Source organism: Leclercia sp. M50, from assembly GCF_037150775.1.
GTDB lineage: Bacteria > Pseudomonadota > Gammaproteobacteria > Enterobacterales > Enterobacteriaceae > Enterobacter.
Genome location: NZ_JBBCPK010000010.1, coordinates 32112 through 54539 on the forward strand (window position 1 = coordinate 32112; position 22428 = coordinate 54539).

The 22428-nt window shown below is 57.3% G+C and carries 19 protein-coding genes and 2 pseudogenes; 7 read left to right on the top strand and 14 right to left on the bottom strand.

Going from position 1 to position 22428, the window contains the following annotated elements; translation table 11 throughout:
• Positions 1 to 4 precede the first annotated feature (4 nt).
• The 5 genes from WFM46_RS04155 to WFM46_RS04175 all read right to left on the bottom strand — a co-directional run bounded on the left by WFM46_RS04155 (position 5) and on the right by WFM46_RS04175 (position 4061).
• Complete coding sequence (locus WFM46_RS04155; protein ID WP_156654688.1) at positions 5 to 517, bottom strand: nuclear transport factor 2 family protein; 513 nt, start codon at positions 515 to 517, stop codon at positions 5 to 7.
• 11 nt (positions 518 to 528) lie between these two features.
• On the bottom strand, positions 529 to 885 hold the full coding sequence (locus WFM46_RS04160) for an IacB protein (protein WP_336997108.1): 357 nt from the start codon (positions 883 to 885) through the stop codon (positions 529 to 531).
• A 21-nt stretch (positions 886 to 906) separates the two neighbouring features.
• The gene (locus WFM46_RS04165) at positions 907 to 2034 is read right to left on the bottom strand and encodes an acyl-CoA dehydrogenase family protein (protein WP_336997109.1); all 1128 of its coding nucleotides are present in this window, start codon (positions 2032 to 2034) and stop codon (positions 907 to 909) included.
• Positions 2035 to 2136: 102 nt separating this feature from the next.
• Positions 2137 to 3261: an amidase gene (locus tag WFM46_RS04170; protein WP_336997110.1), complete on the bottom strand. Its 1125-nt coding sequence runs from the start codon at positions 3259 to 3261 to the stop codon at positions 2137 to 2139.
• A 335-nt stretch (positions 3262 to 3596) separates the two neighbouring features.
• Entirely contained in the window at positions 3597 to 4061 is a 465-nt protein-coding gene (locus WFM46_RS04175; RefSeq protein ID WP_336997111.1) for a MarR family winged helix-turn-helix transcriptional regulator, read from the bottom strand.
• Positions 4062 to 4449: 388 nt separating this feature from the next.
• On the opposite strand from WFM46_RS04175, the gene hpaX reads away from it, so the two are divergent.
• The 3 genes and pseudogenes from hpaX to WFM46_RS04190 form a co-directional block, all read left to right on the top strand.
• Positions 4450 to 5817, top strand: a complete 1368-nt coding sequence (hpaX, locus tag WFM46_RS04180) for a 4-hydroxyphenylacetate permease (protein WP_371816556.1) — start codon at positions 4450 to 4452, stop codon at positions 5815 to 5817.
• A gap of 329 nt (positions 5818 to 6146) precedes the next feature.
• A complete protein-coding gene (locus WFM46_RS04185; protein WP_336997112.1) occupies positions 6147 to 6950 on the top strand; it encodes a Zygote formation protein zyg1 in 804 nt (267 codons plus the stop codon).
• Positions 6951 to 7142: 192 nt separating this feature from the next.
• Positions 7143 to 7325, top strand: a pseudogene (locus tag WFM46_RS04190) (helix-turn-helix domain-containing protein); the annotation flags it as partial.
• A 22-nt stretch (positions 7326 to 7347) separates the two neighbouring features.
• On the opposite strand, the gene WFM46_RS04195 reads toward WFM46_RS04190, so the two are convergent.
• The 5 genes from WFM46_RS04195 to WFM46_RS04215 all read right to left on the bottom strand — a co-directional run bounded on the left by WFM46_RS04195 (position 7348) and on the right by WFM46_RS04215 (position 12705).
• Positions 7348 to 8097 carry a phage antirepressor KilAC domain-containing protein gene (locus WFM46_RS04195; protein WP_336997113.1) on the bottom strand — a complete coding sequence of 250 codons (750 nt, stop codon included), beginning with the start codon at positions 8095 to 8097 and terminating at the stop codon, positions 7348 to 7350.
• 128 nt (positions 8098 to 8225) lie between these two features.
• Positions 8226 to 9062: an MBL fold metallo-hydrolase gene (locus WFM46_RS04200; RefSeq protein WP_156654694.1), complete on the bottom strand. Its 837-nt coding sequence runs from the start codon at positions 9060 to 9062 to the stop codon at positions 8226 to 8228.
• Between the two features lie 12 nt (positions 9063 to 9074).
• Positions 9075 to 9872, bottom strand: a complete 798-nt coding sequence (locus WFM46_RS04205; RefSeq protein ID WP_103179993.1) for an OBAP family protein — start codon at positions 9870 to 9872, stop codon at positions 9075 to 9077.
• An 89-nt stretch (positions 9873 to 9961) separates the two neighbouring features.
• Positions 9962 to 11305: a carbohydrate porin gene (locus WFM46_RS04210; RefSeq protein ID WP_336997114.1), complete on the bottom strand. Its 1344-nt coding sequence runs from the start codon at positions 11303 to 11305 to the stop codon at positions 9962 to 9964.
• A gap of 41 nt (positions 11306 to 11346) precedes the next feature.
• Positions 11347 to 12705: a glycoside-pentoside-hexuronide (GPH):cation symporter gene (locus WFM46_RS04215; RefSeq protein ID WP_336997115.1), complete on the bottom strand. Its 1359-nt coding sequence runs from the start codon at positions 12703 to 12705 to the stop codon at positions 11347 to 11349.
• 332 nt (positions 12706 to 13037) lie between these two features.
• Between WFM46_RS04215 and WFM46_RS04220 the strand changes: the two genes are divergently transcribed.
• Positions 13038 to 14882: an alpha,alpha-trehalase gene (locus tag WFM46_RS04220; protein WP_214422117.1), complete on the top strand. Its 1845-nt coding sequence runs from the start codon at positions 13038 to 13040 to the stop codon at positions 14880 to 14882.
• Positions 14883 to 14976: 94 nt separating this feature from the next.
• Here the strand turns inward: WFM46_RS04220 and WFM46_RS04225 are convergent, their stop codons facing one another.
• On the bottom strand, positions 14977 to 15231 hold the full coding sequence (locus tag WFM46_RS04225) for a GlsB/YeaQ/YmgE family stress response membrane protein (protein ID WP_103179996.1): 255 nt from the start codon (positions 15229 to 15231) through the stop codon (positions 14977 to 14979).
• A 207-nt stretch (positions 15232 to 15438) separates the two neighbouring features.
• Here WFM46_RS04225 and ycgR point away from each other — a divergent pair, with 207 nt between their 5' ends.
• A complete protein-coding gene (gene ycgR, locus WFM46_RS04230) occupies positions 15439 to 16170 on the top strand; it encodes a flagellar brake protein YcgR (protein ID WP_336997116.1) in 732 nt (243 codons plus the stop codon).
• A gap of 36 nt (positions 16171 to 16206) precedes the next feature.
• Here the strand turns inward: ycgR and emtA are convergent, their stop codons facing one another.
• Positions 16207 to 16818 (bottom strand): membrane-bound lytic murein transglycosylase EmtA, encoded by a 612-nt coding sequence (gene emtA, locus WFM46_RS04235; RefSeq protein ID WP_103179998.1) that lies wholly within the window; start codon positions 16816 to 16818, stop codon positions 16207 to 16209.
• Positions 16819 to 16931: 113 nt separating this feature from the next.
• Between emtA and ldcA the strand changes: the two genes are divergently transcribed.
• Positions 16932 to 17846, top strand: coding sequence for a muramoyltetrapeptide carboxypeptidase (gene ldcA, locus WFM46_RS04240; RefSeq protein ID WP_103179999.1), 915 nt, complete (start codon positions 16932 to 16934; stop codon positions 17844 to 17846).
• Positions 17847 to 17944: 98 nt separating this feature from the next.
• Entirely contained in the window at positions 17945 to 19678 is a 1734-nt protein-coding gene (locus WFM46_RS04245) for a potassium/proton antiporter (protein WP_336997117.1), read from the top strand.
• Between the two features lie 81 nt (positions 19679 to 19759).
• Here WFM46_RS04245 and dadX read toward each other — a convergent pair.
• Positions 19760 to 20830, bottom strand: a pseudogene (gene dadX / locus WFM46_RS04250) (catabolic alanine racemase DadX).
• 12 nt (positions 20831 to 20842) lie between these two features.
• Positions 20843 to 22141, bottom strand: a complete 1299-nt coding sequence (locus WFM46_RS04255; protein WP_156654699.1) for a D-amino acid dehydrogenase — start codon at positions 22139 to 22141, stop codon at positions 20843 to 20845.
• Positions 22142 to 22428 lie beyond the last annotated feature (287 nt).

The following is a 22428-nucleotide window of genomic DNA, read 5'->3' on the forward strand; positions in this document are numbered from 1 at the left end:
CGTTTTAGTTTTTGTCCGGTACAGGTAGCGCATCCGCCGCATGCCAGTGGCTTACCGGCCTGCTGAACAGGTTGCGGGTGGTAAAATGGTGCATGGTCATCTCCCCGGCTTCGCGACGGAAAATAATCTGCAGCTCGGCAGCATTCAGGTGCGCGCCACCGGCGGTAAAGGCGGAGGTTTGCAGCATCTGCCAGCGGCCATGCAGCTCGCCGTCGGCCTCGTGCCAGAGCGCCTCGGAGCATAAAAAGTGGCCATTAAGGGCGAAGTGCGCGGGCGTGCGGACGTAGCCCGCCATCATCGCTACAATCGCCTCGCGCCCCTGATGTCTGCCCAGCCGGGTGGCGTAGGGTTCACCCAGCCCTTCCCAGCAGGCGTCTGCGCTGAACAGGGCGCCGATGGCCTGTACCGTCTCCATGCTGTCGAGGCGATCGCACAGCCGCATGTAGGTGCTGATACAGACCCGGGCGGCCTGCTGATCCTCAAGCTGCTGTAAACGCAGCGCATCCTGTGGGCTCATGGTGTGCTCCGTTACTGAATGATCAGCTCACGCCCGACGCGGGCTTCGATCTTGCAGTACTTCCACAGCTTGCTCTCGCCGTCGCCCACCGGAGTGGTGCGGAACAGGTTGCAGGCGGCCACCACGCTGTCGAGGCTGTCGGCATCGGCCAGCACGTAGGTGGTCCAGGGCGAGGTGGTGGATGGCCCGACCATCAGGCGGTCATCATCCATGTTGCCGATGACGCGGATGCCCTGGGTTTCGTCGATACCTTTCATCATCACGCCGAACGCACCCCACACCTGTTTGGCTTCTGCCGGGGTGGCATCAAAGAAGTTCTGGTTCACGCCGATGCAAAACAGCACGCGTAAGGTTGTTGTCTGGCTCATCTGTTGCTCCTTTGGTGAAAATTACAAATAACCCGGCAGAGGCTGGCCACCGAAATAGACCATACCGGCGTTGAGATAAGAGAGGTCGCCCATAAAGGCGTGCTGGGTGATCACCATGGTGTCGCGGACGTAGCGTTGCAGCGGGCTTTTCATAGTGATGCCGCCCATGCCGTTCAGTGCCAGCGCCTGGCGGGTGACCTCAGCGGCCACGCGGGTGGCGTGGGTGGATGACAGCCGCAGGGCGTTGATCTGCGCGCAGGCAGGATCATCCCCGGCAAGGATGCACTGCCACACCTCGTCGATGGCCTCATAAAACCAGGACCGGGCGGAGCGCAGTTCCGCTTCGCAGCGGGCTATCTGCATCTGCGCCTGCGGCCGTTCCGCGAGGCGCGGCGCGCCGGTCACCGACTGCTGACGATGGGCAATGGCATAGATTTCATGGAGTGCCGCGCGGGCGACGCCGAGCGCCACCACCGAGAGCACCTGGGTGGCCAGGGAGAGCACCGGGTAGCGATAGAGCGCCCCCTCCAGGTTAAGGGCGCCGCCGCGCACAAAGGTCCACTCCTGCGGCACAAACGCATCGTTAACCAACAGATCGTGGCTGCCGGTTCCGGCCAGGCCGACGGTGTTCCAGACCGGATCGATCTGCACGCTGTCGCGGGGCAGCACCGCCATGCGCGGCAGCGGTTCGCCGCTTTCCGGCATAATGCCGACGCCAAAGACCGAGGCCCCCATGCTGCCGCTGGCAAAGCCCCAGCGACCCGAGACGCGGTAGCCGCCATCCGCCAGCGCCGCTTTCTGCGGCGGGAAAATACCGCCGGCGAAGACCACGTCCGGGCCGTCACGGTAGAGTTCTTTCAGGGTGTCCGGCGGCAGCGCCCCAAGATAGAAGGGGCTCATGCCGAAGCTGGCGACCCAGCCTGCGGAGCCATCAGCGGTGGCAATCTGCTCGATCAGCTCACAGAACTGTGCCGGGGTACACTCCTCGCCGCCGTAGATTTTGGGGACTAACGCGCGGTAGACGCCCACCTGCTTAAAGCGGGCGATGATGTCGTCCGAGATATGACGCTGTTGCTCAAAATCGGCGCTGCGGGTGGCGACTTCATTCAGCAGTGGAACGAGTTCCTCACGAACATGAACGGCAGACATAGCTTCCTCCCAAAAGAGTGTGCGGCCCGCAGAGAGACGAGTGCTGCCGCAATGAGTGGTACTCACTGAGTTAGTGTTGAAACTGTCGGTAAAGCGGGATTGTTAGCGGCGTCGTCGCTCAGAGAGCCATTCAGCCGCCTGCACCAGCAGCCCCTCCTGCCCATTGCCGGCAACGAGCTGTAGCGCCACCGGACGGCCATCAAGCGTGCCCGCAGGCAGGGTCAGCGCCGGGTGGCCGCTGAGGTTGAACGGGCGCACCAGCCGGGTGAGGTTCACTACGCTGAGCGGATCTTTTGCCTCTTCCAGCGTGGGCGGCAGTTCCGGCAGGGTTGCCAGGGCCAGCAACGGGGTTTTCGCCAGTTGGTCATCCACCTGGGCGGTAAATGTGCGGCGGATAGCCTCTGCGGCCTCAAGGGCACGGGCATCGATCCCGGCCCCGGCACGGATGCGGGTGCCGACGTCGGCAGAGACCCTGTCGTCACGCAGTAGCGTTTTAAAAGCCTGCCAGTTTTCATGGCTGATGAGGGTCAACCCGGCGCGATGGGCATCCCCCAGCAGCGGTAATTCAGCCTGACGCGGTTGCAGGTCGGCCTGGGCGAGGAAGTTCAACAGCAGGGAATCGATGCTGATGAGCGCCGACGGGATAAAGCCGATGGCGGGCATCCTGTGCAGCGGCGCGTCAACCGGCAGCCCCAGTCGGGTCAGTACGTCACGCAGGACGCCCGGCTCTCGGGCGAAGATCCCCACGCAGTCCAGTGAGCTTTGCGCGGGCATAACCCCTGCCCGGCTCACGGCGCCGTAAGTCGGTTTTAAGCCGAGGATGCCGCAGCAGGCGGCAGGCATGCGCACCGAGCCACCGGTATCGGTGCCGAGCGCAAAATCCACCTCACCAGCAGCCACCACTGCGGCAGAGCCGCTGGAGGAGCCGCCGGGGATCAGGTCAGGAAACAGCGGGTTAACCGGCGTGCCGGCCCAGGGGTTGATCCCGGTGACGCCAAACGCCAGCTCGTGCAGGGTGGTTTTTCCGGTCAGGATGCACTTCTGCCCGAGAAGGGTTGCGACCACGTCGGCATGCTGTTCCGCCGCCGGGTTTGCGGCCAGTGCCGGGCAGCCTGCACGGGTGGGAAAGCCTGCGATGTCGAGGGTGTCTTTTACCGCGAAGCGGAGATCGCCCTCGCCGAGGGTACATCGGGTGACAAAACCATTGCTCTCAGTAACAGGTTGCATAATTTGCACCTTAACCAGAAAAAACGAATCATATTTGGGTGACGCACTCTTCGCTGCGGTTCGACCCACGTTTGTTCTGGTCAATCATGGAAGATTTAGATGAATATTCAAGTAATATTTCACGTTAATTTTACGAAAAAATAACACTGAAACATTTTTCTAACAATCCATGGAGAGAGGCTTAGGATGATGATAAATAACAATAAACGCGGCGCGGAAATGAAAAAAGAGCCGCTCTGGTCATCAGAGCGGCTCTTTTATAATATTATACTTTACAGTGACTTACCTTAAATTTTTAAGGCTGTCACAAATCCGCAATTCTCTGCGGGAACTATTCAGAGCGCGTTGAGGTTGTCGAGTACCTTCGACAGTGAGAGGTTCATTTTTTCCCGCTGGGCCACGGTCATGCCCTTAAAACCCTTCTCGAAAACCTTGCGGGTAAGGCGGTGTGCCTCGGCCACTTTTTCGCGTCCGGCATCGGTGAGCATCACTTCGGTCACTCTGGCATCCTGCACGCTGCTGGCGGTGGTCACCAGGCCATCGTCGCGCAGGCGACCAACGATTTTGGTGACGGTGGGCATTTTGGCCATCGCGAATTCGGCGATCTGCGAAATGCTGGCCTTACCGTACTGCTCGGTAATCATCAGCACCCGAAAGCGGGACACATCAAGCTGCACCTTTTTCAGTGTGATTTCCATCACTTGCGTATAACGCGCGTAGACGTTAACTATCCAGTAGAACGGGAACTCTTCGCGGTGAAAAGTGGGGCCGCTGTCTGACGATGTGTTCGTATGACTCATGAAATGACGTTCCAGAAGTAATGCATTGACCGCAATTATACCCGCTATTTATCCCCCGCTATAGCCCGATCGCACCCTGCCCCCTGCTGTTAACAACGCGTTGCGCCGCAAAAGCCGTCGATATCGCATTATGATTCGAAAACGCTACGAGATTAACAATTACGTATCATTTTTTAAACAGAATATTGACGTCCATGCCTGCGGTTTCCTATACGTTAGCGCACGTGTTTGCATCGCGTGCACCGGGTAATCCTCTTGCCCGCTGGCTATCGGCTTTTATTTTAAAATTTACCTGCTTATCAATTAATTATAAAAACACCCCGCGTCAAACGGGGCTAACACTACCTCTAACCGTTATGTGGAGCATTTCATGAATGAGAGCCCATCGATGGAGCAAACACGCGCTAGCGTGCTGGCTCCGCCTGCATCTGCTGACGACACGCTCGATCCGCGTCAACAGCGGGTGATCAAAAAGTTATTCCGGCGATTGATCACTTTTTTGTTCATTCTGTTCGTCTTTTCGTATCTGGATCGCATCAACATCGGCTTTGCCGGTCTGACGATGGGCAAAGATCTGGGCCTCACCAGCACCATGTTTGGACTGGCAACCACGCTGTTTTACGTGATGTATGTCATCTGCGGGATCCCCAGCAACGTGATGCTGAGCAGAGTGGGCGCGCGCCGCTGGATTGCGATTCTGATGGTGGTGTGGGGGATCGCCTCCACCGCCACGATGTTCGCTACCGGCCCTAACAGCCTGTACGTGCTGCGTATGCTGGTGGGGATTGCCGAAGCGGGCTTCCTGCCGGGGCTGTTACTCTATTTAACGTTCTGGTTCCCGGCGCACTACCGCGCCCGCGCTAACGCCCTGTTTATGATTGCCATGCCGGTGACCATGGCGCTGGGTTCGCTGGCTTCCGGCTATATTCTCAACCTCGATGGGGTGATGAACCTGAAGGGCTGGCAGTGGCTGTTCCTGCTCGAAGGCTTCCCGTCGGTCATTCTGGGCTTTGTGGTCTGGTTCTGGCTGGACGACAGCCCGGATAAAGCGCGCTGGCTGACCCAGGATGATAAAGCCTGCCTGAAGGAGATGCTGGAAGCGGATCGCCTGAACGCCGAGAGTAAGCAGCTGCGGGAGCAGGCCGCCCTGGCGCCGCAGCAGCGTAGCCTGATGCGCGAGCTGTTCACGCCCACTATCATGCTTTACACCCTCGCCTACTTCTGCCTGACCAACACCCTGAGCGCCCTGAGCGTCTGGACGCCGCTGATCCTGCGCAGCATCAGCGAGGAGAGCAGTAACGTGACTATCGGTATCCTGAGCGCCATTCCACAGGTCTGTACCATTGTGGCAATGGTCTGGTGGAGTAAACGTTCCGACAAGCGCAACGAGCGTAAAGTCCACACCCTGCTGCCGTACCTCTTTGCCGCCGCAGGCTGGATCCTCACCGCCACCAGCACCGATCCGATGCTGCAGTTCACTGGCATCGTGATGGCCTCGGCCGGGGCCTTTGCCGCCATGGTGATCTTCTGGACCACCCCGGATCGTTCCATCTCTCTGCGTGCCCGCGCCTTAGGTATTGCAGTGATCAACGCCACCGGGATGACCGGCGCCGCGCTGGGCCCACTGCTGATGGGGATGATGAAAGATCTCACCGGGAACTTTAACGCCGGTATTTTTATGGTGGCCGGTTTCCTGGTGCTGGGTGCGGTAGTGATTGCATTGATTCCGATGAAACAGGCGGAACCGCAGCGATAGCCCTTCCTCTAAAAAGCCCGGAACAGCAGCCCTGTTCCGGGCTTTTTCCTCTCTGTCTCCGGCCTTGCCTCGTCCCAGCCCGCGCGGAAAAGATCATTTTGCGTGATACATCGTTCTATTAATATAGATAAAAGATATTAAGAATATAAAATTGATCACTTTTAATTATATAAACCCAGGAATGACGACATTCATCACATTTTCCTTATTTTATTCAGCGCATATTTAACAGCATAGGATTTTACTCAAAAAATATAACGCCCATCATAAATTTAAATCATTCGCGCGTATTTTATTTCTACACTTAATAAGTATAAGAGAGTTATTTTATGAATATTGAACCAATTATCGATACCAATCTGGATACATATGTAGACGCAGGAAAAGCGCCCCTGGATAACTATCTCTTTGTATCACCGGAGCTGGAAGAAAAGCATCGGGGTCTGATGGTACTGGACTGTGCCATCGATACTGAAAAACATGCCCTGCTGCGAATAAATCAGAGTGGAAATATTCTCTTTGTCTTAACCTCTGCTGAATTAACCATACGCACCAAAAAATTATTTGCCAGCGTGGCGGTGTTGTTTGCAGCCATGTCCAGCGCGATGAATCAATCGGGTAGATCACTTTTTGACTATGAGGCATGGTGCTCCCTGATGGGTAAGTCTGCTTTTTTTGTTGAAGTGCAGAAAAACAGGAACATACTAACAATCAAAAACAGTGGGGTTAACGTTGATACACAAATTATACAGCAGCTCATCCCCGGCCTGAGTAGTGGCAGCGCGATGGCGATCGCCAACGGGGTGTTGCGTGCGGTAAAGGGAGAATTTCAGGCAACTGAACGCGATGAAAACGCGAAACGAGGCCACCTTCTTTTTATCTGTGAAGAGCTTTACGGGGCCCCGAGCGTAACGGTTCGTCTGTTTTACGCCTCGAAAAAATCTCACTGTGCCCTGTTCCAGCCTCCGTGCGATAAGTCGGTTAACGCCACGTTTGAGCAATTACAGGAAGCCCATACCTTCCTGTTTGTTTCACCTGATACGATCGCGGAATATGCCACTATTTTTACAGCGCAACCCGCCAGATATAAAAATCTTATTGAACGTTTTAAAAAAATGGTTAAGGAAAAATAATACCCCTCCCTTATACAAAATTAAGCCAGCCATTTTTTATATTATTGTACGCTTGCACAACATCGGCGTGACGATAATGAAGCTGAAGTGTGCCAGTAATATTAATCTGGCTAACCCTAAGCCTCTCTGGTTAGCCAGTTTACGGCTTCGTTATGCGTCCGCGGCTACCGGCTTAACCCGCACGCTGGCAAAATATCCGAACTGCGGATGCGGCTGGCGATCCACTATATCGGGCAGGAGAAACAGGCGATTGAAACCGTGGCGTTACGTCTCGGCAACAGTTCGCTGGCGGCATTCAGCCGGGCGTTTAAGCGGGTTGTCGGTAAGTCGCCGGGGGCATTGCGTGAAGCCAGTCAGACCCCAGAGGAGATCTGACCGGTTCGCTTTACAGGAGAGATTAAAGCCAGCTCTGCTGGACAGGGGCGCCTTCGGTGCGCTCCGTGCGAGGCATTTCAATTGCCAGCGTTGACAGGTGTTTAGCCCACAGGTCAGCCACCCATTTCACGCCGCGGGCGGTAAAGCGTGCCTGAGACCAGGTGCGGTCGTTTTCGCCCACGCCGCTGTGCAGGGTAAAATAGCCCGCATCGATGTGGTGCTGCGGCGGAACCAGGTTACCGCCGACGCGCTGCATGATATTCCGCTCAAGCAGGAACTCCCGGAACTGGGGCTCTTTCGCTTTGAGGATCTTACAGAGCTGACGGAAGCCCAGCGACTCTTTGACCTGAACAAACTGATCAAAGAACGCCGCCTTTGGTGCCCAGAGGGCTAGCTGCTCCTCAGCACGCTGGCGTTTTTCATACTGCTCGGCCCAGGCGCGCGCCGCCGCTGCCGGGTTGGTGAAGTCCGGAATATTGACGTTTCTCTCCTGCTCCTGCCAGCGATCGAGCATGGCGGCAGTAAAGCCCGGGGAGATACGCGAAACCGTCAGCAGGGAGTCCCGTTTGTTCAGCAAAAACTCCTGCCGCATTTCACCTTCGCGCTCATACAGGCTGGCCGTTACCGGCTGCGAAAGACGCTGCGCCGTTTCCAGGCTTTTTACCATGCGCTTCACCTCGGTATGAGCAATACCGGTCAGCTTCGCGATTTCGCGACTGCTGATGGTGGCAAGCTGGCCACTGGACTGGAAAGTTTCAACAGGAATTACCATAGGTTTCACCCCTCACTCATACATTACTCGGGTAATTTGCTCTAATAGTATACAAATACCTGTTCAAATATCCAGTATGATTTTTAAACGATCTTCTGCCAGAGCAGGCCACGCCTAAGTTGCGGTAATTAGAGCTGTTTTGCCTGTGTCACCAGGCTCTCCAGTTCCCGTGCGTCATGGCTACAGAAAAAAGTGATGTCGTGGGCATGCGCGCAGGAGAGCTCCCGCAGCCGCTGCTGGTTGTGCCGCCGGGTACCGTTGTCCATCGCCATCATCCACTGGTAAAACCGCAGCCCCGGCGTGCAATGGCGCTGCGGCTGGCGCATCTCATCCCGATAGAACCAGGCGTCGCCACCGTGCAGCAACCACCCGGACGGCTGGCTGATGGCGATCCCTGCATGCCCCGGCGTGTGCCCGGCCAGCGGCACCAGCAAAATTTCCGGCGGCAAACCGCGTAACGCCGTCACCGCATCGAAGCCAAACCAGCGTTCGCCCTGCACCTGGTATCCCTCCCAGCCAGAGATACCGCTCCACTGCCCGGGACGATAGCGCTCCCGTTGCAGCCAGCTATGGCGCCGTTGCGCCGTGTCGATCTCCTGCTGCATTAAATGGATGCGCGCGTGAGGGAAATCGCTCAGCCCACCTGCGTGGTCGAAATCGAGGTGCGTAAGCACAATATGGCGGACATCCGCCACGCTAAAGCCCAGCGCCTCGACGCGAGCGCGCGCCGTAAGGGACTCCCGACGCTGGATATTGTTTAGCGCCCGGAAAAAGCCCGACAGCCGGGAGGGATCGCGTACATCCCCTTGCCCAAAACCGGTATCCACCAGCACCAGTCCGTCATGGTCGGTTTCGATAAGCAGGCAGTGGCAGACCAGGTGCGCATGTAGCCCCTTGCTGAAACCGTCGAACAACGCGCCGCCCAGCGGGCACATACAACCACAGTTAAGATGATGAATCTTCATATCGCCTCCTCATCAGGGTAGGTGTTTCTGCTGACTCTGCTCGGACGTGCCGAAATGGGTAGTGTCCCCATGCCCGTGTTCGCCGCTGCCCTGCACGCGTTTAAGCTGAATGACCTCGCCGCGCTGCCAGGCATTTGCCCCTTCCGCTACCGGATGGGCCACGATGTCGGCACGCTGGGCTTTGATCTGCTGCGTATCGATCCCCAGACGACGATCGCGATCCGCCAGCAGCCGGGGATCGAGCTGTCCCTCGCCGGTAAAGCCCATCATCAGCGCAGGTATGCCGAGCGGCAGGGTCTTATCCCTGTCGGTGTGCCAGGTATGCCAGGTTTTGCCGTAGGTGTTGACGATTTTATTCATCAGCGCCTTGTCAGCGACCGCAGGCAGGCCGGGTGCCACCAGGCTGCCCGATTTCACTTCATACTGGTGGCTGTGCCAGAGCTTTTTCTCCTCCGGCGGCAGGCTGTTAAAGAGGCGTTCGCTGATGATGTACTCGACCCCCATCAGCCGGGCATCCTTTGTATTGCCGTCATAGATGACCGCCTGCATGACCTCTTCATTGAGTACCGTCACGTAGTGATGCGCCTCCATCTGCCCGTTTTTATCCCCGTTGTAAAAATGAAAACCGTCAAGATAGGCACTGATAGCCTCCACCGGCGGTCGGGACTGGATCACCTGGGCCCCCGTCTCCAGGGTACTGAGGGTAGTGGAGGTGGTTTTACCGGGAACAGGCACCTGCGGCGGGGTATTATTCGCTCCGCAGCCGACAAGCAGCAGAATGGCTGGAAGGATCTGAGGTAATGATTTCATTGGCACTCCCTTTCATTTGAACTCGTTATGAAGGTAGTGCAGATGTGGCAAGCCAGCCAGACCGTGCCGGAGGTCTGGCTGGGAGACGATCAGAAATAATATTTAAAACGGAGGCGGCCACCGTAGCGGGCGTCGGTGTCGCCGTTACCCTCTTTCGGGTGAGCATCGATCCACGAGGCATAGGCTCCGAGATAAACATTGAAGTTTTTCATTTTCATTACGTCAGGGAACAGATACGACGCGTGAAGCGTATGGATATCGTAATCGCCCGGATGGGTGATCCAGCAGTCGCCATCGCAGTCGTCATTCAGCCCGGCAGCGCTGAATCTGTCGATCTCGTTATGGGCGTAGATGTAGCCCAGCTCAATGTTCTTCCACAGACCATTCACCCCGGCGGTGAAATCAGTTTCGTCGCTGGCATCCATGTACGCGGTGTTGAGGTTGACCACCACGCCGTTATCCGGGTCGGTTTTTTGCCCGTTCCAGTTCATCGTCAGGCCATAGCCGGTGCGATCGGACTGATCGATCCAGTGACCTTCTGCATCCCGATAACCGTAAGCGTTGTTCACCAGGTTGCTCTCCATAGCCAGCGCCGTGGTGAAGCGCCCCTCTGACCAGGCGATAACCGGGCGCACGTAGGCCACGTTTTTATCGTTATCCAGGTCCATGCCATGGTACTGCTTATCGACAAACAGCGAGCTGCCGTTTTCCAGCAGGGTGTTGACCTCAAAATACCAATTACCGAGGTTTTTACTCAGCAGGAAGTTACCGCCGCTGTCGCTGCGCCCGCGCCCCTCTTTCATCATGTAGATGTAGCCATAACCGTCACTGTAGAGATCGTTCGCCGTGTTGCCGGAGTATTCGATAAAGGTGTCCTGGTTGAGGGGAAACATGTCGTAGGCTTCGAAGCGCCCGACTTTGATTTTCCAGTCGTTCTCCTGGCCGAAGAAGAAGACCGCGTCATCCAGATTCATCTTGCCGGTAAGATCCGCCAGCGGCTGCGCCGAGAAACCGGCAAACTGGCCGTTGTCCATTCGCCGATAGCCGTCAAACCCCAGCAGGAGACGGCCATTGATATCCCAGCGCTCGTTGTTTGACGGGGCCCAGTCCTTATTGGCACTGGTGCGCATGGATGTCAGGCTGCCGCTGCGGCTGGCGGCGTCCATATTGAACTCCACATCGCCATAGAAGCGCAGATCGCCATAGCCTGACAGGGTTAACGTCGGCGCTGGCGACGTCGGGGGTTCAGCTGAGACAACATTCACCGCCGGAGTCTGTTGCGCCTGCGCTAAGCGCGCAATCTGGGCTTCGGCTTTTGCCAGACTGGCTTCCAGCCGGGCGATTTTCGCCTCCATGCTGTCCGTTTGGGTGGCCGCCAGCGTGGTCGCCGGAATAGAGGCGCTGATCAGCAGCGCAATATAATGAATACGCATAGATTCCATCCTGTGAGTTTATTGTTGATTCCACTGGTACATTAGGGCCTTGCAAATTTTCCGTTATTTAAATCCGTCACCACGGTATTCATTACCTGTTCATCGAGGCGGTAGAATTTAATTGCCAGCGCGGTCAACAGATAAAAGAGCGAGGGGATAAGGGTAAATAACCAGACAACCCCCTGCACCGCCTGAGGGGATTGCACCGCTGCGCTGGCTTTATATTCAAACCCGGCCAGAACCCAGCCCAGAATAGCGCCGCCGACAGCCACGCCTAATTTAATGACAAAAATATTGGCCGCGACATTCATGCCGGTAATTCGCCGCTGGGTTTTCCACTCGCCGTAATTATTGGCGTCGGTGATCATGGACCACTGCAGCGCGCCGTTTCCGCCCTGCACCGTCTGGATAAGAAAATGGGCCACCAGCGGAATTAGCCAGTATTGCACCGGCAACCAGAAGCAGACGATGCCCAGGCCGGCGTTGAGCAGGTTTATCCAGAATGAGAGTTTGATTTTGCAGAACCGGGAACCCAGCGGCTGCGCCAGCGCCGAGCCCAGCATTGAGGCGATCATCCCACCCAGCATAAACAGCGAGATAATAGTGGAGCCCTGACGCAGCACGGTATTGACGTAATAGACCACCGCGCCGCCGCGGATCACCACCGCCACCAGCATCATGAAGTTGTAAATGGACAGAATGCGCCACTGCTCATTGCGAAACAGAATTTTGACGTCACGGACGACATTCAGATTTTCTTCTTTGATGGGCTGGACGCGCTCTTTGGTGGTGGCGAAACAGATGATAAACATCAGGCAGCCAATCACCCCGAAAATGGCCATCGCCATCTGAATGCCGCTCGCGCGATCCTGAGGATAGAGATAATCCGCCAGCGGCAGAATGCAGGCGGTGCCCAGGGCGCCGCCCAAGGGGGTGATGGCAAAACGCCAGGATTGCAAAGAGAGGTTTTCCCGCGGATCGGAAGTAAGTGCCGCGCCCAACGAGCAGTAAGGAATATTGATGGCGGTATACATCAGGGTCATAAAGATATAGGCCGCCACGGCATAGACCACTTTACCGCTGTCAGAAAAGGACGGGATGGTATAGACCAGTACGCAGCTGACCGCGAACGGGCCGCAGATCGCCAGCAGCCACGGACGAAAGCGTCCCCAGCGTGAGGAGGTAGCATCTGCAATCGCCCCCATTATCGGGTCGGTGATGGCATCCAGCAGCCTGACCAGTAAAAACATTGTCCCCATCACTGCGGGCGGCAGCCCGTAGATATCCGTATAGAAATAGGCGAGGATCGCCACTGAGGAGTCAAAGACGATATGGCTGGCCGCATCGCCGAGGCTGTAGCCTATTTTTTCTTTTACCGTTAATTTTTCCGTTGCCGACATTTCAGGTCTCTCCCTGTATTTTTCAGTCCTTTCGTTGTAGCTGCCGACATAATTTCCATATCCCTTCCAGAGCAATCTATTATGATTTCTCGCTAAGAAGTTATGATTTTCCCTTTATGTGATCTGCGTGATTAGTGGTTATTTATGCGATAAATAAATCGCGCCACTACTATATTTATGACGGTGATTCAGGGGGCTAAATACGCAACGGTAAATAGTCTGGTTTTGTGCAAAGTGTTACCTCCGACACGCGAAGTGACAAATATTCGTCTAAGGTTTTCAGGTGATTGATGGTAGCGGTCGCGCTGCCCAGAGAACCCAGGAGAACAACCATGATGAGACCTCAGCAGCAAACAGCATTGCGGCTGGCGATTGGCGGCATCCTGCTTGGGATAACTGCCTTTAGCTATGCGGAAGAACCGTCCGGCGCCCGGAAACAAGCCCCCGATATTCTGTTTGGCCCGCTGTTTAACGATGTGCAAACCGCCAAACTCTTCCCGGATCAAAAGACCTTCGCCGATGCAGTACCGAAAAACGATCCCCAGACGATCCTTGCCGACTATCACATGCAGCGTAAACAGTCCGGCTTTGACCTGCGCCACTTTGTAGAGGTGAACTTCACCCTGCCGACCGAGAAGGAAAAATATGTGCCGCCTGCCGGGCAGAGCCTGCGGGCGCACATTGATGGTCTGTGGCCGGTGCTGACGCGCACTACCTCCAGCGCCGGAAAGTGGGATTCCCTGCTGCCGCTGCCGAAGCCTTACGTGGTGCCGGGCGGACGTTTTCGTGAGATCTACTACTGGGACAGCTACTTCACCATGCTGGGACTGGCCGAGAGCGGCCACTGGGACAAGGTCGCCAGTATGGTGGACAACTTCGCGTACGAACTGGACAGCTGGGGTCATATCCCTAACGGTAACCGCAGCTACTATCTGAGCCGCTCCCAGCCGCCCTTCTTTGCCCTGATGGTGGAGCTGCTGGCGACGCACGATAAAGAGGCGCTGAAAAAATACCGTCCACAGATGGAAAAAGAGTACGCCTACTGGATGGAGGGGGTAGATGCCCTTCAGCCGGGCCAGGCCAGCCAGCGGGTGGTTAAGCTCGACGATGGCGCCGTGCTTAACCGTTACTGGGACGATCGTGATACGCCGCGCCCGGAATCGTGGCTGGATGATATCAACACCGCGAAAAAATACCCCAGCCGTCCGGCAACCGAGATCTACCGGGATCTGCGCTCCGCCGCCGCCTCCGGCTGGGACTTCAGCTCGCGCTGGATGGACGATCCGCAGCAGCTGGGAACGATCCGCACCACCAGTATCGTGCCGGTGGATCTGAACGCCCTGATGTTCAAGATGGAGAAACTGCTGGCGAAGGCCAGCCAGGAGGGCGGTGACAGCGCCGCAGCCAGCCGTTACGAGGGCCTGGCCTCCGATCGTCAGAAAGCGATGGAGCGCTATCTGTGGAATGAAAAAGAGGGCTGGTACGCCGATTACGATTTGAAAACCAAACAGGTCCGTAATCAGCTGACCGCCGCGGCGCTCTTCCCGCTCTACGTCAAGGCCGCCTCGCAGGAACGCGCGGACAAAACCGCCTCTGCTGCCGAAGCCCAGTTGCTGAAAGCGGGGGGCATTTCGACCACCACCGTTAACAGCGGCCAACAGTGGGATGCCCCTAACGGCTGGGCGCCGTTGCAGTGGGTCGCCACCGAAGGATTGCAGAATTACGGGCAGGATAAAGTGGCGATGGATGTGACGTGGCGCTTCCTCACCAACGTGCAGCACACCTACGATCGCGAGCAGAAGCTGGTAGAGAAATATGATGTCTCCACCACCGGCACTGGCGGCGGCGGCGGTGAATATCCGTTGCAGGATGGCTTCGGCTGGACTAACGGCGTGACGCTGAAAATGTTGGATCTGGTCTGTCCGCAGGCGAACCCGTGCGACAAAGTGCCCGCCACGCGACCCGCGGCCAATGAGGGTTCGGTAACTACCACCCCATCGACTACCGGCGCACAACCTGCGGCGAATGGCACATCCACCACCGGCGACCAGCCAGCGGCGACAAGCACCCCGTCGACAACTAACCCGTCAACGACCACCACAACGCCACCGGCTACCACCGACCAGCCAGCGGCCAACGATGAAACAGAAACGCAGAAAAGTGTCGGACAGCAGTAACCTCCAGGCCGGGTAAGGCGTATCCGCCACCCGGCATGCCGTCCAGGCTCTGCCCATAAAAAAACGGCTCTTAACAAGAGCCGTTTTATCGGTTTCAGGCGCGTCGTACCATCCTGTAGATAAGCAGTACCAGAATGGCACCCACCACAGCCACCAGAAAACTTTGCAGGTTAAATCCGGATACACTGCCACCGATGCCAAACATCGTCGCCAGCCAGCCGCCGACAACCGCACCGATGATCCCAAGGATACAGGTCACGATAAAGCCGCCGCCATCACGTCCCGGCATGATGAACTTTGCGATAACGCCAGCAATCAGACCAAATACAATCCAGGCGATGATACCCATAGTGTTGCCCTCTTGCAGAGTTAAGCTTGCGCAGGACACCCCCAGCGCAGGTAATAGTAAGTATAGGCAATCACCGGAAAACCAGTTTTACTACACCGACTTAATTGCGGCTCAGGCGAAAAAAATAATTGCCGGTTTGTATTAAGTTCCGCGGCCCGCTGCCGATAACGCATCCACAGACTGTCATCTAACGAGGAGCCCCGGGGCGTGAGTAATTACAGTGAGCAGTTCCTGAAAACTAATCCGCTGGCTGTATTGGGTGTATTACGCGATCTGCAAAAAAATGACGTTCCCGTACGTATCAGCTGGGGGAACAACCAGTTCATCAGCAAAATCCTGGATGCTACCCCGGAACGACTGATCATGGATTTGGGCAGTCAGGAGTTTGAAAACCGCTCGGTGTTACGTGCGGAGAATATCACCGTGGCCGCCGATACCCAGGGGGCCAAAGTCGAGTTCGACCTGCCGAAGGTGGAACAGGGTGACTACCAGGCGCTGCCTGCTTTTATCTCGCCGCTGCCGACCTCCGTATGGTGCATTCAGCGCCGGGAGTACTTCCGCATCAATGCCCCGCTACATCCGGCCTACTTCTGCAAAGCCCGAATGCCTGATAAGAGCATCATTCGTTTCCGCCTGCACGATCTGTCGCTGGGCGGCATGGGCGCGCTGATGGATACCGCGAAACCCGAAGGCCTGGTCGAGGGAATGCGTTTTTCGCAGATCGAGCTGGATATGGGGGGCTGGGGCCGCTTCTTTTTCGATGCGCAGCTGATTACCGTCAGCGAACGTAAAGTGGTGGACAGCAAAAACGAGACCATCACCACGCCGCGTCTGAGTTTCCGGTTTCTTAACGTCGGGCCGGGTCCTGAGCGAGAACTGCAGAAAATCATCTACTCGCTGGAGCGTGAAGCGCGGGAACGTGCCAACAAAGTGCGTTAATCGCCACCGGGCAGCGCGTGGCTGCCCGGCAACCAATTACATAGCGTCCATCGCTTTCTGCACTTTCCAGATATAGCGTGGGGCCTGCGGGGCAGGATGGTTATTGACGACATGATCAAAGAACTCGTCTTTATCCATGTCATTGATTTCGGCGATCGCCTTTTTGCGATCCGACGAGAAGGTGCGCAGCAGCGCGCCCGCGCCGTTCACGTAGGAGACAACCAGCGCATACTGCATCACTTCCGGGTCCTCAATACCGTTCAGGATCCCGTGCTCCAGAATGCTCAGGTAGGCGGTACCCATAGAGATATTGCGTTCCGGGTTCTTCAGCTCGCTGGTGGAGGGTTGCCCGCTCCAGCCCATGTGCCGGTAGACCTCACGCCCGGCGGTGGAGGCTTTCAGTTGCATCAGCCCCACCGCGTTTGATTTACTCACCAGGTTCGGGTTCCCACCCGACTCCACCGCAATGATGGCGGTGATCAGCCGTGGGCTGACTCCCCACGCCTCACCGGCTTTTTCACTGATCGGCATCCACTGCATCGCCCGTTTAACCGGGACTTCCGGGTTCCATTCCGGCTTCTGGTAATCCTGCTTTGAACTACAGCCTGCAAGTAGCACAATCAAAAAAGCAAACCATCTTAATTTCACGTCATCTGTCCTTATGGTCATTCATCGCTGTTACCCTATCCTCCGCTTGATGAAGGACGCGCTCAGGCGGCATGATATATACATTCAGCTTTATAAGTCAGCAAGGAAATGCCATGTCTCAGTTTCATCTCATTGCACCATCAGGGTACTGCATTAATCAGGAGGCGGCGCAGCGGGGCGTGGCGCGATTACTGGACGAGGGTCATCAGGTACAAAATCAGACGATTATACCCCGCCGCCAGCAGCGATTTGCTGGTACCGAGGCGGAGCGGCTGAATGATATCAACGCCCTCGCCCGTCTGCCGGGCGCCGACCAGATAGTGCTGCCGGTGCGCGGTGGATACGGCGCCAGCCGCCTGCTGGAACAGATTGACTGGGAGGGCCTGGCGAAACGCCAGCAGCAGGATCCCTTGCTGATCTGCGGCCACAGTGATTTCACCGTGATCCAGCTCGGCCTGCTGGCGCTGCACAACGTCATCACCTTCAGCGGCCCGATGCTGGCGGGCAATTTTGGCGCCCCGGAGCTGAACGCCTTTACGGTAGACCATTTCTGGCGGGCGCTCAGCAACAGTACCTACTCCGTTGAGTGGCCGGGCGATGGCCCGTCGTGCGTCTGCGAAGGCCAGCTGTGGGGCGGCAATCTGGCGATGGTCGTGTCACTTATCGGCACCCGCTGGCTGCCCGCCATTGAGAACGGCATCCTGGTGCTGGAGGATATTAATGAGCATCCGTTCCGCGTCGAACGGATGCTGCTCCAGCTGCATCACGCGGGTATTCTCAACCGTCAGCAGGCGATTGTGCTCGGCAGCTTCAGCGGCGCGACCCCTAACGATTACGATGCCGGATACGATCTGGCAACCATGGTCGATTACCTGCGTTCCCGGATATCGGTGCCGGTTATCAGCGGACTCGACTTCGGCCACGAGCAACGAACCGTTACCCTGCCGCTCGGTGCGCAGGCAACGCTGGTTCACACCCCCGGCAATAGTCGTTTAACCCTGAGCGGGCATCCGGTGCTCCGGGCATAAAAAAAGCCCCTTAAGCGGCGGATTAACGCCCTGTAAGGGGCGTTAATATGATAGGGTTTTACTACTAGTCATCGCGTCAGGCAGGGAGTACGCACACATTGGATGCCGCAGCAATAATCAGTCTTTTTATCCTGGGTTCAGTTCTTGTAACCTGCAGTATTTTATTGAGTTCGTTTTCTTCGCGTCTCGGCATCCCCATTCTGGTTATTTTCCTCGCCATCGGCATGCTGGCGGGGGTTGATGGCATCGGGGGCATCCCCTTCGACAACTACCCGTTTGCGTACATGATCAGTAACCTCGCCCTGGCGGTGATCCTGCTGGATGGCGGGATGCGCACCCAGGCCAGTTCGTTTCGCGTGGCGCTGGGCCCGGCCCTGTCGCTGGCAACGGTCGGGGTGCTAATCACCTCCGGCCTCACCGGGATGATGGCGGCGTGGCTGTTCCACCTTGACCTGATGGAAGGGTTACTGATTGGCGCGATTGTCGGCTCTACCGATGCCGCGGCGGTCTTCTCCCTGCTGGGTGGCAAAGGGCTGAACGAACGTGTCGGCTCGACGCTGGAGATTGAATCCGGCAGTAACGATCCGATGGCGGTGTTTCTCACCATCACCCTGATTGAGATGATCCAGCAGCATGAAACCGGCCTGAGCTGGATGTTCGCCTGGCACATCATTCAACAGTTTGGTCTGGGTATCCTCTTTGGCCTTGGCGGCGGCTATCTGCTGCAACAGATGATCAACCGCATCTCGCTCCCGGGCGGGCTCTATCCGCTGCTGGCGCTGAGCGGCGGGATTTTAATTTTCGCCCTTACCACGGCCCTGGACGGCAGCGGCATTCTGGCGGTCTATCTCTGCGGTTTCCTGCTCGGCAACCGTCCAATCCGCAACCGCTTTGGCATTCTGCAAAACTTCGATGGCCTGGCCTGGCTGGCACAGATTGGCATGTTCCTGGTGCTGGGGCTGCTGGTGACGCCGTCGGATCTGCTGCCGATTGCCGTTCCGGCGCTGATGCTGTCACTGTGGATGATCTTCTTTGCCCGTCCGCTGTCGGTCTTCGCCGGACTGCTGCCTTTCAGAGGCTTTAACCTGCGCGAGCGGGTGTTTATCAGCTGGGTGGGACTGCGCGGTGCGGTGCCGATCATCCTCGCAGTGTTCCCGATGATGGCTGGGCTCGATAATTCCCGTCTCTTCTTCAACGTGGCGTTCTTCGTAGTGCTGGTGTCGCTGCTGTTCCAGGGCACGTCGCTGTCGTGGGCGGCGAAAAAAGCGAAGGTGGTGATCCCACCGGTAGGCTGGCCGGTCTCCCGCGTGGGGCTGGATCTTCACCCTGAAAACCCCTGGGAGCAGTTTGTGTACCAGCTCAGCGCCGATAAGTGGTGCGTGGGCGCCTCGCTGCGCGACCTCCATATGCCCGCCGAGACGCGCATTGCCGCCCTCTTCCGCGATAATGCCCTGCTGCACCCGACCGGCAGCACCCGGCTGCGCGAGGGAGATATTCTCTGTGTGATTGGTCGCGAGCATGACCTCCCTGCCCTTGGCAAGCTCTTCAGCCAGTCGCCGCCGGTGGCGCTGGATCAGCGCTTCTTCGGCGACTTTATTCTGGAAGCCAACGCCAAATTTGCCGACGTGGCGATGATTTACGGTCTGGATGTCGGGCTGGAGTATCGCGATAACCAGCAGACCCTGGGCGAGATTGTGCAGAAGCAGCTCGGTGCCGCGCCGGTCGTGGGTGACCAGGTGGAGTTTGCCGGGATGATCTGGACGGTGGCGGAGAAAGAGGATAACGCGGTGCTGAGGGTGGGCGTGCGCGTGGCGGAGGATGCCGAAGAGTAGGCCGGTTTGCCGGGTGGCGGCTACGCCTTGCCCGGCCTACGGGTTTTGTAGGCCCGGCAAGCGTCGCGCCGCCGGGCGATGTTACACAACGACGATCGGTACTCGTGGCGCTAACGCCGTTAACAGCTCATACCCGACGGTGCCCGCGGCGGCAGCGACGTCGTCCACCTTCACCTCGTTGCCCCACAGCTCAACCGGCGTACCGATCCCCGCATGCGGGCTAGGCGTCAGGTCAATCGCCAGCATATCCATCGACACCGTGCCGACCGTGCCGGTGCGCACGCCGTCCACCCATACCGGGGTACCGGAAGGGGCAACGCGCGGTTAGCCGTCGGCATATCCTCCGGCGACGATGCCGATCCGCTGTTCGCCCGACGCACGATAGCGGCTGCCGTAACCCACGGTATCCCCCGCTTTCAGGGTCTGGACGCCAATGATCTCACTGCGCAGGGTCATCACCGGCTTCAGGCCGCTGTTGGCGATATCCTGCCACTGACCCGACGGCGAGGCGCCGTAGAGGATGATCCCCGGACGCACCCAGTCAAAATGCGCCTCCGGATGCCAGAGCGTTGCCGCCGAGTTGGAAAGCGAACGCGGACAGGCCAGACCTTCTGCTGCCTGCTCGATGCGCTTCATCGGTTCGACAATGCCCTCCGTCTTTTCCGCATCGGCAAAATGGGCCATCAGGGTCATTTCGCCGACGTTCTTCAGCGCCCGCAGCTGTTGCCAGACGCTGTGCACACGCTCCGGCTGGAAACCGAGCCGGTTCATACCGCTGTTCATTTTCAGGTAGATATCGAGCGGGGCATGCAGCTTCGCATTCTGTAGCGCCTTGACCTGCCAGTTGCTGTGCACGCTGGTAGTCAGGCGGTACTTATCGAACAGCGGCAGTTCATCGCTGTGGAAGAAACCTTCGAGCATCAGAATCGGCCCTTTCCAGCCGCGCTCGCGCAGCAGGATCGCCTCTTCAAGGTTGAGCAGCGCAAAACCATCCGTGGCGCTTAACGCGCTCCAGATGCGGTCCAGACCGTGGCCGTAAGCATTGGCTTTGACCACGGTCCAGACGCGTGAAGCGGGCGCAGCGCGACGGACAATTTGCAGATTATCCTTCAGGGCCTGCAGATCCATCTGAGCCAGAACAGGACGGGACATGACGACTCCTTGTTAGTTATGCGCGCCGTGTAAATGTTGTGGACGTGACGGCGTGAATCCCGGACGGTAGCGCGCAACGCTTAAATCATCAAACGGAATAGCGGGTGTGCGCCCGGAGATCAAATCACTGAGTAGCTGCCCTGAACCGCAGGCCATTGTCCAGCCCAGCGTACCGTGTCCGGTGTTTAGCCACAGGTTTTTAAACGGTGTCCGCCCGACCACCGGGGTACCGTCCGGGGTCATTGGACGCAGCCCGGTCCAGAAGGTCGCCTGTTCGATAAAGCCGCCGCGCGGGAAGAGATCGCCAACGACCATCTCCAGCGTTTCCCGACGCGGTTTCAGCAGCTCAGTGTTAAAGCCGACGATTTCCGCCATTCCTCCCACGCGGATCCGGTTGTCAAAACGGGTGATCGCGATTTTGTAGGTTTCATCAAGGATAGTTGAAACCGGGGCACCGCTCTCCTCTTTGACCGGAATGGTGAGCGAATAACCTTTCAGCGGGTAGACCGGAATGTCCACAATCCCTTTCAGCATGGCGGTAGAGTAAGAGCCAAAAGCCATCACGTAAGCGTCGGCCTTCACCACCTCGTCGCCACACAGCACGCCATAGATGTTATCCCCTTCGTAGAGAAGTTTATCGACACCGGTGTTGTAGCGGAATTTGACGCCGGCCTGCTCGGCCATCTGCGCCAGATTCTGGGTAAAGAGCTGGCAGTCGCCGGTCTCGTCATTAGGCAGACGCAGACCGCCGGTCAGCTTATGCGCGACCTCCGCCAGGGCCGGTTCCACCTGCGCCAGCTGGCTCGCTTCCAGCAGCTGATACGGGACGCCCGCATCCTTGAGTACAGCGATATCACGGGTGGCATTTTCGTACTGCTGGGCGGTGCGGAACAGTTGCAGGGTGCCTCCCTGACGGCCTTCATACTGGATACCGGTGGCGGCACGCAGCGCTTTCAGGCAGTCGCGGCTGTACTCTGCCAGACGCACCATCCGTCCTTTGTTTTCCATGTAGTGCGAAGTGTCGCAGTTGCGCAGCATCTGCCACATCCACTTCAGCTGGAACTGAGTGCCGTCGAGACTGATCGCCAGCGGCGCATGGCGCTGGAACATCCACTTAATTGCCTTCAGCGGTACGCCCGGTGCCGCCCACGGCGCCGCGTAGCCCGGAGAGATTTGTCCGGCGTTCGCCGCGCTGGTCTCCAGTGCCGGACCCGGTTCCCGATCGATGACGGTTACATCATGCCCGGCCTGACTCAAATACCAGGCGCTGGTCACACCAACGACGCCACTTCCCAGTATGACAACACGCATAGCCACTCCATTTATAAGCAAAAGAACAATCTTCTGGTTACATATTGATAACCCAGATGAAAATATTATTCAACATAGGCATTTTTTATGGTGACTTACCTCACACCTTCCCCCTATGACGGGGCTGTGACGTATTTGGCATCTCATGCTGCGCGGCATTTTTAACCAGCAGATTATGCTGTTACCCACCCCCTTTTCGTCATGCCCGCGACGGGAAATCGCAAAGAAAAAAATAGCGCACCAGCACGCTTTTGAATGGCGTGTTCTATGCTTGAAAAGAGGTTCTC